General features: G+C 69.7%; 12 protein-coding genes. 8 read left to right on the plus strand and 4 right to left on the minus strand.

From position 1 onward, the window contains the following. The first annotated feature begins 8 nt into the window (after positions 1 to 8). The 4 genes from ACIQF0_RS09220 to ACIQF0_RS09235 are packed head-to-tail and all read left to right on the plus strand — an operon-like array spanning position 9 to position 3,879. Positions 9 to 836 (plus strand): lysostaphin resistance A-like protein, encoded by an 828-nt coding sequence (locus ACIQF0_RS09220; protein ID WP_401026498.1) that lies wholly within the window; start codon positions 9 to 11, stop codon positions 834 to 836. Then, a complete protein-coding gene (locus ACIQF0_RS09225; protein WP_401026501.1) occupies positions 833 to 1,957 on the plus strand; it encodes a sensor histidine kinase in 1,125 nt (374 codons plus the stop codon). Before ACIQF0_RS09220 ends, ACIQF0_RS09225 begins: the two co-directional genes overlap by 4 nt. Then, complete coding sequence (locus ACIQF0_RS09230) at positions 1,954 to 2,610, plus strand: response regulator (protein ID WP_401026503.1); 657 nt, start codon at positions 1,954 to 1,956, stop codon at positions 2,608 to 2,610. Before ACIQF0_RS09225 ends, ACIQF0_RS09230 begins: the two co-directional genes overlap by 4 nt. 60 nt (positions 2,611 to 2,670) lie before the next feature. Beyond that, on the plus strand, positions 2,671 to 3,879 hold the full coding sequence (locus ACIQF0_RS09235) for a GDSL-type esterase/lipase family protein (protein WP_401026504.1): 1,209 nt from the start codon (positions 2,671 to 2,673) through the stop codon (positions 3,877 to 3,879). Between the two features lies 1 nt (position 3,880). On the opposite strand, the gene ACIQF0_RS09240 is transcribed toward ACIQF0_RS09235, so the two are convergent. From ACIQF0_RS09240 to ACIQF0_RS09250, 3 genes are read right to left on the minus strand one after another with little or no spacing between them, the layout of a single operon-like run. Further along, positions 3,881 to 4,444, minus strand: coding sequence for a hypothetical protein (locus ACIQF0_RS09240; RefSeq protein ID WP_401026505.1), 564 nt, complete (start codon positions 4,442 to 4,444; stop codon positions 3,881 to 3,883). After that, positions 4,441 to 5,793 (minus strand): hypothetical protein, encoded by a 1,353-nt coding sequence (locus tag ACIQF0_RS09245; protein WP_401026506.1) that lies wholly within the window; start codon positions 5,791 to 5,793, stop codon positions 4,441 to 4,443. The genes ACIQF0_RS09240 and ACIQF0_RS09245 overlap by 4 nt, the downstream gene beginning before the upstream one ends. Continuing rightward, positions 5,790 to 6,551: an ABC transporter ATP-binding protein gene (locus ACIQF0_RS09250; RefSeq protein ID WP_360029869.1), complete on the minus strand. Its 762-nt coding sequence runs from the start codon at positions 6,549 to 6,551 to the stop codon at positions 5,790 to 5,792. The genes ACIQF0_RS09245 and ACIQF0_RS09250 overlap by 4 nt, the downstream gene beginning before the upstream one ends. Positions 6,552 to 6,687: 136 nt before the next feature. On the opposite strand from ACIQF0_RS09250, the gene ACIQF0_RS09255 reads away from it, so the two are divergent. After that, a complete protein-coding gene (locus tag ACIQF0_RS09255) occupies positions 6,688 to 7,344 on the plus strand; it encodes a hypothetical protein (protein WP_401027769.1) in 657 nt (218 codons plus the stop codon). On the opposite strand, the gene ACIQF0_RS09260 is transcribed toward ACIQF0_RS09255, so the two are convergent. Next, positions 7,341 to 8,486, minus strand: coding sequence for a helix-turn-helix domain-containing protein (locus tag ACIQF0_RS09260; protein WP_401026508.1), 1,146 nt, complete (start codon positions 8,484 to 8,486; stop codon positions 7,341 to 7,343). The two genes, ACIQF0_RS09255 and ACIQF0_RS09260, sit on opposite strands and share 4 nt — an antisense overlap. A gap of 85 nt (positions 8,487 to 8,571) precedes the next feature. Between ACIQF0_RS09260 and ACIQF0_RS09265 the strand changes: the two genes are divergently transcribed. The 3 genes from ACIQF0_RS09265 to ACIQF0_RS09275 all read left to right on the plus strand — a co-directional run bounded on the left by ACIQF0_RS09265 (position 8,572) and on the right by ACIQF0_RS09275 (position 12,739). Beyond that, entirely contained in the window at positions 8,572 to 9,639 is a 1,068-nt protein-coding gene (locus ACIQF0_RS09265) for a ferredoxin reductase (RefSeq protein ID WP_360029872.1), read from the plus strand. 76 nt (positions 9,640 to 9,715) lie between these two features. After that, positions 9,716 to 10,834 (plus strand): fatty acid desaturase family protein, encoded by a 1,119-nt coding sequence (locus ACIQF0_RS09270; protein ID WP_401026510.1) that lies wholly within the window; start codon positions 9,716 to 9,718, stop codon positions 10,832 to 10,834. A 123-nt stretch (positions 10,835 to 10,957) separates the two neighbouring features. Next, entirely contained in the window at positions 10,958 to 12,739 is a 1,782-nt protein-coding gene (locus ACIQF0_RS09275; protein WP_401026511.1) for a CocE/NonD family hydrolase, read from the plus strand. Positions 12,740 to 12,755 lie beyond the last annotated feature (16 nt).

Consider the following 12,755-nt stretch of genomic DNA (forward strand, 5'->3'; position numbering starts at 1 on the left):
TTCCGGTCATGCGATTTCTGAAGCAGTTGGTCGTGGTGGTGCTGGTCTCGTTCCTCGGTGGCACGGCGGTGCAGGCGGTGACCTGGAACCCGCCGCTGACGTTGATCGTCGGTGTGGCCGCGGCCGTGCTGGCACTGGCCTCCTACGCCTGGGTGGTGCGCAAGACCGAACGCCGTGAACCGGTCGAGGTCGCGCGGAGGACGGCTCCGGCGGCGCTCGGCAGGGGTGTCCTGATCGGACTCGGGATGTTCGTGGCGGTGATCGTGAACATCGCCTTCCTCGGTGACTACGAGGTGCGCGGCTGGGGGTCGCTGACCGGCGCGGTCGCGATCTTCGGGTTCATGGCGGCCGCCGCGGTGACGGAGGAGCTGATGTTCCGGGGTGTGCTGTTCCGGATCGTCGAGGAACGCCTCGGCACGTGGATCTCGCTGGGGCTCAGCGGCGTGCTGTTCGGGCTGGCACACTACTTCAACCCCAACGCGACGCTGTGGAGCTCGGTCGCCATCGCGGTCGAGGCCGGGTTCATGCTCGCCGCCGTGTACGCCGCCACGCGCAACCTGTGGGTGCCGATCGGGGTGCACTTCGCGTGGAACTTCGCCCAGGGCGGCATCTTCAGCACCAGCGTGTCCGGTCAGGACGCGCCGCAGGGGTTGCTCGACGGTGTCACGTCCGGATCGGCGATCGTCACCGGCGGCGAGTTCGGGCCGGAGGCCAGCGCGTACTCGGTGCTCACCGGTGTGGTCGTGACGGTCGTGTTCCTGTGGCTGGCCAAGCGCAGGGGCAACCTGGTGCCGCGCCGGGGTCGTGCCGCGTCGGCCGCTACGCTCGGCGCGTGATCAGCCTCCAGCGGTGGCGCGGCTGGGACGTCCGCGTCCAGGACGCGCCACTCGCGTTGCTGCTCGTGCTGGGATCGGTGGTGCCCGCGTTGCACGACAAGGGAACCCAGCTCGGCGGCCTGCCGAACCGGCCGTTCGACGCCCTCGCGATCGCGGTGATCGCCCTCGAGTGCCTGCCGCTGGTCGTGCGCCGCAAGTGGCCCGTGGTCTGCCTCGCGCTGGTGTCGATCGCGTTCGCCGTGGACCAGTTGGTCGGCTACCACACCGTTGGCGGAACGGCGTTGCCCATCGCGCTCATCAGCGCCGGGCTGCACCTGTCGCATCACCGGCGCACGGCCGTGATCGCGGCCTCGATCGGGTATGCGGGACTGGCCGTCGGGTTGGACCTCCGCGGGTCGACCGAGGGCGTGGCCGGGTTCGTCACGTTCTACCTGGCACTGGCCGCCGCGTGGGGGATCGGCGCGTGGCTGCGGCTCTCGCGCAGCGCCGAGGAGGAACGCCGCCGGCACGTCGCCGCGGCAACCCGCGTCGCGGAACGGACCTCGATCGCCCGTGAGTTGCACGACGTGGTGACCCACCACGTGACGGCGATGGTGGTGCAGGCGGAGGCCGCGCGGTACCTGACCGCGGCACCCGAGCGGCTGGACCAGACGTTGCAGGCGATCACCGACACCGGCCGGCGGTCGCTGACCGACCTGCGGCACCTGCTCGACCTGCTGAACCCGGACCACAACCCGGAATCCGTCGGCGACGTGCGCACGCTGGTCGAGCAGACCCGGCTCGCCGGGCAGCCGATCGAGTTCGCCGAGGAGGGCGAGGCCGTGCGGGACGCGGGCAGCGCCGAGGCCGTGGCGTACCGGGTCGTGCAGGAGGCGTTGACGAACGCGCTGAAGTACGCGCACGGCAACCCGACGAACGTGTACGTGCGTTACGGCGAAAGGGAAATCACCGTGGAGGTCGGCACCGAGGGCGCCAGGTCGTCCACAGCGGTCGGCGGCAGCGGGCGCGGTCTGGCCGGGCTGCGCGAACGCGTCGACGTGCTGGGCGGCGAGTTCTCGGCGGGGCAACGGGACAGCGGTTTCGTCGTCCACGCGCGCATCCCCGCGGGAAATCCGGCGTGACCGCACCCGTCCGCGTGCTGGTGTGCGACGACCAGGCGCTCATCCGCACCGGGTTCGCCACGATCATCGACTCCCAGCCCGACCTGGAGGTCGTGGGGGAGTGCGGGGACGGGCGCGCGGCGGTCGAACTGGCCAGGAGGCTCGATCCGGACGTCGTCGTGATGGACGTGCGCATGCCTGTGCTCGACGGCATCGGGGCGACCCGGCTGCTGGCGGGCGCCGGCGTGCCCGACCCCGTCAAGGTCCTCGTGGTGACGACGTTCAACCTCGACGAGTACGTCTACGAGGCGTTGCGGGCCGGTGCGAGCGGGTTCCTGCTCAAGGACGCGCCCCCGGCCCAGCTGCTGCAGGGCATCCGGACCGTCGCGAGCGGCGCCGCCCTGCTCGCTCCCGAGGTGACCCGGCAGCTCGTCGGCAGGTTCGCCGCGCGCATCCGGCCCGTCGAGGAGGTCGCGGAGACCCAGCTCGCGCCGCGTGAGCTGGAGGTGCTCAAGCTGATCGCGGAGGGTCTGTCCAACAGCGAGATCGCCGCGGCGCTGGTGATCAGCCAGGAGACGGTGAAGACGTACGTGTCCCGCATCCTCACCAAGCTCGACCTGCGCGACCGCGTGCAGGCCGTCGTCTACGCCTACCGCCGCGGTCTGGTGACCTGAGCCCTTACCAGGCAATTACAAGACGTGACGTGATCGTCACGAAGCGATAAGAACCTGGGTATGAGAATCCCTGCCGTCGTGTCCACGGTTCTGGTCGTGGGCGCGCTTCTGACACCAGCGGCCGCGGCCGGCCGTCCCCTGTGGTTCACCTCGTGGGCGCAGTCGCAGCAGCACCTCGCCCCTGTGACGTTGCACGACCAGTCGCTGCGGATGATCACGCACCTCAGCCAGGGCGGCAGCGCGGTCCGGATCCGGGTGCAGAACACGTTCGGAACGCAGCCGTTGACGATCGACCGCACGACGGTCGCGGTGAGCGTCGGCGGCGCGGCTGTGGAAGGCACGCGCGACCTGACGTTCGGAGGACAGCGCGCCGTCACCATCCCCGCCGGGGGCGAGCTGTGGAGCGACCGGACGACGGTGACCACCAAGCCCGGCACCGATCTCGCCGTCAGCATGCACGTCGCCGGTGACGTCGTGCCCGGCCGGCACGAGTCGGCGTTCCGCGACAACTACCTGACCCCGTCCGGCTCGGGCGACCACACCACCGACGTCGGCGCCGCGTACACGGAGAAGACCCAGTCGACCTACCTGGTCAGCGCGGTCGACGTGTTCAACCCTCTGCTGAAGGGGACGATCGTGCCGTTCGGCAGCTCGGTCGTCGACGGCGTGGGCAGCACCAACTGCGGCCCTGGCTGCACCGAACTCGGCACCAACAAGCGGTGGGCCGACGTGCTGGCCCGCCGGATCGTGGCCTCGTCACGTCCCCAGCTCGCCGTCGCCAACGCCGGCATCAGTGGCACCACGAGCGCCGTCTGCCCGAACACCCCGGCGCCGTTCGTCGGCCTGGATGCGTTGTCACGACTGGAAAGGGACGTCCTCGCGCTGCACGGCGTCACGGACGTCATCTATTACTACGGCACGAACGACCTCGCGAACGGATGCTCCGCCGCGACCATTCTCACCAGTTACCGCACGGTTTTTGAACGGCTGCGCAAGGCCGGGATCGCGGTGCACGTCACCCCGATCACGCCCCGGCCCGGTTACAGCGACCAGAACAACGTGGACCGTCACGCCGTCAACGACTTCGTGAAGCGCGGCGGCGACTGCTCGGACGCCTGCGCGTCGGTGCAGGACTTCGAGCAGGTGCTGGAGGACCCGATCAGGCCGAACGCCGTCAACCCGCGGTACGACACGGGTGACGGCGTGCACGCCAACATCGTGGGGCAGCAGGCGATCGCCGACTACATCGCGATCGAGGACCTCGCGTAGGTCAGCGCCGTCCGCCGCGTGCGCTGTAGGCGACGATCCCGGCCACGAACAGCACAGCCGCGGTCCACGTCGTCGCCGCGTCGTCCGGCGAACCGAGCGGCCACGTCACGATCCGGCCGGTCAGCGACGCGCTCGGCGGCATGATCGCCGCCACCGCCCACCACAGCACGGGGGCGGTGGCGGCGAGCCGGGCGCCCGCGGCGGCGGCCGCCAGTCCGGCCAGGCCGACCATGCCCGCCGTGTCGCGCACGACGAACGCCGCCTCGAACGGCTCCTGGCCGAGTTTCTGCACCAAGAGCACCGAAGCCGCGGCCACCACCGTGGCGAGCAGGAGGTGCCCGAACCGCCACAGCGGCCAGGGGATCGCGGTCGACCTGTCGAGTTCCGGGTCCTGGCCGGCGAGGCCGGCCGTGGTCACCACCACGGCGGCCAGGCAGGTCAGCGAAGCGCTCAAGGGCGTCCACGGTGAGTGGAGCGCCGACCAGGCGATCAGCACCACGACGGGAAGGATCACCAGCGCGGCGGGCACCGCACGCGACTGCGCGTACAACGCGAGCGGCCTCATCGGCTTGCCTTCAGCACGTCGAGCACGCGTTCGGAGTCCTGGCACGTGAGCAACATCTGCCGTGCCTGGGCCACCCGGTCGAGCTGTTCCGGTGCGGACTGGCCGCGGAACTGCTGCCAGGCCTGGTCGATCTCGCCGCGCAGCCTGCTGTTGTTCCACATGAGAGGTTCGGAGGCCAGCTCGGCCAGTTCGCCGTTGAAGTAGCCGGCCGTCAGGTAGCGGACGACGCTTTCGGAGGTGCTGAAGGTGTTCGGGCCGGAGCATCCCGCCACGCCCGCTCCGGCGAGCAGTTCGAGCCGCAGTTGCCCGTCGGTCATGGTCAGTGCGCGGGGGTAGCCCTGTGACGGCACGTAGACGATCTTCTGGTCGCGTTGTGGAGCGGTGAGGTGCGCCATCGCCGAGGTGTCCTCGTGGATCTCGGTGGGCGCGTCCGGCAGGACGGCGAGCTTGGCCAGCACGTCCCGTCCCACCGAGGCGGTCCTGGGGAGGTCGTCCGCGTGCGCCTGGCTCAGGCACACCGTCCGCTCGCAGACCAGCTTGCTCGCGATCGAGTCCGCGACGAGCACGTCGGAGTACTTGACCGGCATGATCGACAGGGCGAGGACCGCGGCCAGCCCTGCCGGTACGAGTGCCGCGAGCCGTCCGAGGTGGGTCCGTGCGACGAGCAGCAGGAACGCCGTCACGCCCAGGCCGGTGAACCAGGCGATCTGGCCGAGGTCGACGGAGGTCGAGGTCGTGACGAGGTCGGAGCTCGGCGCGTCCATCACGGGCGTGAGCAGAGCCAGGGGAGAGATCTCGTCGCCGGGAGCGTTCGCTTCGAGCGCCCGCCCGGCCGTGGTCGCGACCATGAACGTCGCCACCAGTGCCACGGGCGCCGTCAACGGGTGCGGCAGGAGCCGGCCGATCGCGAGTCCCAGCAGGACGCTCGACGCGAGGGCGAGCACGACCGTCACCAGGAGCGGGACGAACCCGGCGGAGACGAACCCGCCGCCGAGCGCGACGTTGGTCACCAGTCCCGCGCAGAGCAGCACCGTCGCGACCGCGACCACACCAGCCACGGCGGAGGCGAGCGTGCCGAGCCGGACCCAGCCGGGACGGGAGGTGGCGGCGAACAGCTCGGTCACCCCGGCACGGCTGTCCCGCATGCCCTGGAAGACGGCCAGTCCGACCACGAGAGCCCACACGTAGGCCAGCGGCAGCCGCAGCGCGAGCACCGCCGACGTCGAGTTGCCCGTCCACCGCACGCTCGACGACATGACCAGCGCGAGCATTCCGGCGCCGGACACCAGCACGAGCAACCCTGCCCAGAGCGCGGTCGAGCGCCGTAGTTCGATGCGCAACGCGATCACCAGGCACCGCCGGCGGGATTCGCGCTGATCAACGCCGAGTAGCCGCGCTCGATCGGGGTGTCGCCGACGTGAGAGGCCGATCCCGCGGCGGTGAGATCGGCGGGAGTCCCTTGGAAGACAAGGGATCCCTCCGACACGAGCACCACATCAGTGCACGCGGCCGCGACGTCCTCGACCAGGTGCGTCGAGATCAGCACGCAGGCCTGCTGGCCCAGCTCGGCGACGAGTTCGCGGAACCGCAGCCGTTGCGCGGGATCCAGCCCCACCGTCGGCTCGTCCAGCAGCAGGACCTCGGGGTCGTTGACGATGGCCTGCGCGATGCCTGCCCTGCGGACCATGCCGCCGGACAACGACTTCATGCGGTCCTCGGCGCGGTCGGTCAGCCCGACCCGTTCCAGCGCGGTGCGCACGGCACCGGGAATCCGCGCGGGCGGCATCTCCTTCAGCCAAGCCAGGTACTCCACGAACTCCCGCACCTTGAACCGCTTGTAGTAGCCGAAGTGCTGGGGCAGATAACCGAGCCTGCGCCGCACGGTCCGGAGCTTGCCGTCCGCCGGCGTGCCGAGCAACGACAACGTGCCCGAGGTGGGGGACCGCACCGTGGCCAGCGTGCGGATCAGCGTCGTCTTGCCCGCGCCGTTCGGTCCGAGCAGCCCGTGCACACCCCGGCCGAGCCTCAGGCTGAGCCCGTTCACCGCGTTGCGGCCGTTGCGCCCGCCCACGCGCACGACCAGGCCGTCGGCTTCGATCGCCTGCATCCCGTTCTCCCTCAAGTGATTCCGGTCTTGATGGGCAAGACGGGGTTGGGGCGGCGGAGGTTCTCGGAATGTTGTGACGCCCGTCACTCGGCGGGTAACGGTGGTCGATGTCGTGCGCGATGCAGGCGACGTGCCGATGACGGACCTTTCGACGTTGCTCCTGCCGGACTGGGCTGTTCCCAAGTCGCCCCGTGACGAGACCTTCCTCAAACAGCGCGTGAGTATCAAGACCGAGTGGTGGCGTGACGAGATCGGCGCACGTCACCTTCCTGGCAGGCCGCCGACCGAAGACGCACTCACCAGGGCCCAGGTTGGGGCGCCAGGTGATGACGTGTTCACCCTGCTGTGGCGAACGCTGGCCTGGGGATCGGGCAGCTACCTGCGGCTGAACGCGCGCAGACTCACCAGCATCGCGGCGGACGTTCCCCGCTGCGAGGACCTGCTGACCAGGGCCGCGGACCTGTCCCGCAGTGATCCGGCCTCCGCGTTCGCGCTGCTCAGGCCTGGGAACAGGAATGCGATCCGGTACCTGGGCCCGTCGTTCTTCACGAAGTTCCTGTACTTCGCCGGCGGGGGAGCGCCGGACCACCCGTGCCTGATCCTCGACCGCGTCGTGGCGACCCGGCTGCGGGACGAGTGCGGCTGGGCCTCGCTGCACCGCCAAGGCCCCTGGCCGGTGGAGACCTACGAGCGCTACTGCGGGCTCCTCGCCAGGTGGGCCCGGGAGACCGGCCGAGCCCCCGACGAGATCGAACTCAAGCTGTTCAATAGCTTCAGTGTTGACCGAAACTAATCCGTCGACGGCGGCAGCCCCACCGCGAGCGTCAGTTCCAGAACCCGCAGCGGAGACCCGAGGTCCGGGAACAGGTCGCGAAGCTGCCCCATCCGGTACCGGACGGTCTGCGGGTGCACGAACAGCGCGGCCGCCACGTCCTCGCGGCGGCCCTGGTGCAGCAGCCAGGCGCGCAACGTCTCCTCCAGCTTCTGCGCGGAGGTGGCCGGCAGTGCCAGCAGCGGAGCGAGTGCGCGTGCTCGCAGGTCGGCATACGCGTCGGGGTCGGCGCTCAGCACGAGAGCGGCGAGGTGTTCCTCGGTGTCGCGGATGTCGAGCGAGAGCGAGCGCGCGCGTACTGCCCGTGCGTACGAGGCGGTGACGCGCGTCCATGGGCGGGCCGGACCGACGACGGCGTTACGGCCGATGAGCTGTCGTAGCAGGTGGGAGCGGTCGGCCTCGGGGACGAGCAATACGCCCGTCGAGTCGGGCAGGTCGTCCAGGACCAACGTGCTGGGGTCGAGCAGGCGGTAGGCGGGGCGGGCCTGGAAGGCGGGCAGCAGGACCACGGTCAGCGTGGTCGGCGGTTGCCATCCGGCCCGTTGGGCGGCCGCGAGCAGCACCTCGGTGCTCGCGCCGGCCATCAGGTCGCGGGCGAGTTGTTCTAGGTGGCGCTCGTGGGCGAGGCCTCGCGCGGCCAGTTCGTCGGCGTGGCCCGCGGCGCTGGCGGCGGACAGTTCGTCGATGTAGGCGAAGGTCAGTTCGGCGAACTTCGCCACCTCGGCGGCGGGCAGACCCGCTGGTACGGCGCCTGCGGCCAGGCCTCGCCAGGCCACGCGGGCGCCGACGCGGTACGCGCTGAGCAGGGCGTCCATCGAACGGCCGTCGCGCACCTCGCCGCGGCCGAGTTCGTAGGCCGCGTCGCCGGCGCCGCCGCCTCCACCTGCGCCGCTGGCGAGGTCCAGGTAGTGTCCGAGCGCCGTGCGAACGGCGCGGCGGATGGTGCCGCCCATGCGTCCGGAAAGCGCGTTCGCGTAGCTCGGCACCTCGTCGATGATGGCCCGGACGACCTCGTCGGCGGTCGTCTTCAGCACCGCCCTCAGCGCGGTGACGGTCTTCTCATCGAGGGCCAGTTCGGTGGCCCTCCTCATTGCATGACTCACGATTTGTTCCCTGCGAACAATCCAGCCCGGCAGATTCACGTCCTACGGACAGGACTTTACGCCCTGGGGCTATCAAGCTGGAGTCATGACTAGTGCCGCCCTCCGCAGCAGGGCGTGGAAACTGCTTGAGTTGGTCACGACGCCGCTGCTGCCGTCCGACTACCTCGACCTGGTCAGCCCACTTCGAGCGGGTGCTGACCTGCGCGGCCGCATCGAGGCCGTGCACCGCGAGACAGACGATGCCGCGACCATCGTGATCAGGCCCGGGAAGGGCTGGCGCGGTCACGTCGCCGGTCAGTACGTCCGGGTCGGGATCGACGTCGACGGTGTGCGCCTGTGGCGTGCGTACTCGGTGACATCGCCGACGAGCCGCGCCGACGGCCGCATCACGATCACCGTGAAGGCCATTCCCGACGGCAAGGTCAGCAACCACCTGGTCCGCAAGGCCAAGCCCGGCACGGTCATCCAGCTCGACCAGGCCACCGGCGAGTTCGTGCTGCCCGCGGCCAAGCCCGCGAAGGTGCTCTACCTGACGGCCGGCAGCGGCATCACGCCCGTGATGGGCATGCTGCGCGACACGAAGTTCGCCGACGTCGTGATGGTGCACTCCGCGCCGCGCAAGGAAGACGTGATCTTCCGCAACGACCTGCACGACCTCGTGGCCGACGAAGCGCTGACGCTGGTCGAGCTGCACACCGACACCGACGGCATGCTCGACGTCGCCGAGCTGGAGAAGCTCGTGCCCGACTGGGCCGAGCGCGAGACCTGGGCCTGCGGTCCGACCGGCCTGCTCGACGCGGCCGAGGAGCACTGGGCGAAGCACGGTGTCGCCGAGCGCCTGCACATGGAGCGCTTCCGGCCCACCGTCGTCGTCGCCGGCGAGGGTGGCGAGGTCACGTTCGGCAAGACGGGCAAGACCGTCGAGGCCGACGGCGCGACCCCGTTGCTGAACATCGGCGAGGAGGCCGGTGTGCTGATGCCGTCCGGGTGCCGGATGGGCATCTGCTTCGGCTGCGTGACGCCGCTGAAGTCCGGCGCCGTGCGGGACCTGCGCACCGGCGAGATCACCGAGGCCTCGGACAGCCCCACCGCCCACGTGCTCGTCCAGACCTGCGTGTCCGCCGCCGCGGGCCCTTGCGAACTCGAACGCTAGCGCCCACCACAGACATTCAGTCCTCCCCCCGCGAAGTGGCCCACCCCCAGCCACTGCTCCCCGGAAAGCGAGCTACATGACCGCCATCGATCCCACCGCCCACCTCACCGACGAGCAGATCGAGGAGCTCGGCCGCGAACTCGACGCGATCCGCGACGAGGTCATCGCGAGCCGTGGTGAGAAGGACGCCGCGTACATCCGCAAGGTCATCTCGATCCAGCGGAAGCTGGAGCTGACCAGCCGGGGCATCCTGCTGTTCTCGCTCTTCCCGCCGGCGTGGATCATCGGCACCGCCGGGCTGTCCGTGGCGAAGATCATGGACAACATGGAGATCGGTCACAACATCCTGCACGGCCAGTGGGACTGGATGCGCGACCCGAAGATCCACTCCACCACCTGGGAGTGGGACCACGTCTCGCCGGCCGACCAGTGGAAGCACTCGCACAACGAGCTGCACCACACGTACACGAACGTGATCGGCAAGGACAACGACCTCGGCTACGGCATCATGCGCGTGGACGAGGACCAGAAGTGGCACCCGATGTACCTGGCGCAGCCGCTGTGGAACTTCATCAACGCGTGCTTCTTCGAGTACGGCATCGCCGCGTACGACCTGGAGCTGGGCAAGAACCTGCACAAGCGCCGCCGCAAGAACCCCGAGTTCGTCGCGCGGGCCAAGGCCGTGGGCCGCAAGATCCGCAAGCAGGTGCTCAAGGACTACGTGATCCACCCGCTGCTGTCGGGCCCGTCGTTCCTCACCACGCTCGCGGCGACGTTCACCGCGAACCTGATCCGCAACCTCTGGTCGCACTCGGTCATCATGTGCGGGCACTTCCCGGAGGGCGTGCAGACCTTCGAGCGCCGGTCGATCAGGGGCGAGACGCGCGGTCAGTGGTACCTGCGCCAGATGATGGGCTCCGCGAACATCAGCGGCAGCAAGGCCATGCACTTCATGACCGGCAACCTGTCGCACCAGATCGAGCACCACCTGTTCCCGGACCTGCCGAGCAACCGGTACGCCGAGGTCGCGGTGAAGGTGCGGGCGCTGTTCGAGAAGTACGAGCTGGACTACGTGACCGGCCCGCTGCCCAAGCAGGTCTTCTCGGCGTGGCACAAGGTCTTCCGCCTGTCGCTGCCGAACAAGAAGCCGAAGGTCAAGACGCCGGCCAAGGACAAGGAACTGGTCGCCGCGTAAGACCGGGAATGGTTCAGATCTTTCGGCCGTACCGGCGACACCGCCGAGTTCGGTGAGATTCCTTCGCAGGGCCCGAAATGTTGTACCCCTGCTGCTTCATCGGGCCCTCCGACGGAGGAACACATGCGAAGGGTCTACCTCGTCGCGGCCAGTGTCATCGTGGCCGCGACGATCTACACGCCTGTCTCGGCCGCGGCTCCTGCCGCCGCGGCGATCACCGAGACCGTCTACGTCGAGTCCACCATCGACAGTGACGCGGACGGCACGCTCGACCGGATCGCCGCCGACGTCATGCGGCCCGACACGGCCGAGCGGGTGCCGATCGTGATGGAGGCCAGTCCGTACTACGGGCTGGGTGCCGCTGCCGCGTCGGCCACGAACGTGCCGCGCGGCTTCGGCCGTTGGTACGACGAGTACTTCGTGCCGCGCGGGTACGCCGTGGTCGAGATGGAGATGCAAGGCACCTCCCGGTCGACCGGCTGCCCGACCACCGGCGGCCCCGAGGACACCGCGAGCGTCCGTGCGGTCGTGGACTGGCTCAACGGCCGGGCGAAGGCGTTCTACGCGGACGGCCGGGCGGCGGTCGCGAGCTGGAGCACCGGCAACGTCGGCATGCTCGGCGTCTCCTACAACGGCACGCTGCCCAACGCGGCGGCCGCGGCGAACATCCCCGGCGTGAAGACGATCGTGCCGATCGCCGCGATCTCCAGCTGGTACGAGTACGCCCGTGACCAGGGCATCGGGTACAAGGGCTGGGAGTCCAACTACCCGACCTTCCTCGCCAACTACGTCGTGAGTTCGGCGCAGAAGGCGAAGTGCAAGCCGGTGTTCGACAAGCTCTCCGCGGACGACGGCGACGAGTCCTGGGACTACACGTCGTTCTGGAAGGCCCGCGACTACCGGGTGGGTGCGAAGGACGTGACCGCGTCGGTGTTCGCGGTGCACGGCCAGGCGGACTGGAACGTCAAGCCGTCGCAGTTCGGCCGCTGGTGGAAGGAACTCGCGGACCGCGACGTGCCGCGCAAGATCTGGCTGCACCGCGGCGGTCACCTCGACCCGATCTCGTTCCGCCAGGCCGAGTGGCAGCGCGTGATGGGTCTGTGGATGGACCACTGGCTCAAGGGCGCGGACAACGGGATCATGGACGAGCCGATGGCCGACGTGCAGAAGCCGGACGGCAGCTGGGAACAGGCCGCTGCCTGGCCGCGGCCGGACACGAAGGACACCACGCTGTACCTCGGTCCCGCGGCCAACGGCATGTCCGGTTCGCTGACCACCACGCCGGTGTCCAGTGGCACGCAGACTCTGGGCACGAACGCGAACATCAGCGAGACGACCATGATGGCCAACCCGGAGGCGGCGAACACCAGCCGGCTGGCCTACGTGACGGCACCGCTGACGAAGGACGCGCGGTTGTCCGGCGAGGTCAGCCTGACGGTGCGGGTCGCGTCGAACCGTGCGTCGACGCCGCTCACGGCGTTGCTGGTGGACTACGGCCCGAGCACGCAGGCGGTGCTGTCGGAACGCAGTCCGCTGCAGCTGTCCACGGAGGTGTGCGGCCGCAACGACCTTCGGGACAAGACCGGCTGCGCGCGTCCGCCGGACGTGTCGATCCAGGCGGTGTCGGCGACGATGCTGACCAAGGGCGCGATCGACGCCAAGAACCGGTTGTCGCTGGAGTCCGCGACCCCGTTGCCCACCAACGGGTCCACCGCGGACGTCACGTGGAAGTTGCACGCGCGTGACGCGTTGGTCCCGGCCGGGCACCGGATCGGGATCGTGCTCGTCACGAACCACAACGCCTACCTGGCCTCGGACACGGCGGCGAGTGGTGTCTCGCTCAAGGTGTCGCTGGGCGTCAGCAAGGTGGTGCTGCCGATCGTCGGCGGTGCGCTGAACAAGTGACGACGAGCCGGGGCCT

Source organism: Lentzea sp. NPDC092896 (genome assembly GCF_044754905.1).
GTDB lineage: Bacteria > Actinomycetota > Actinomycetes > Mycobacteriales > Pseudonocardiaceae > Lentzea.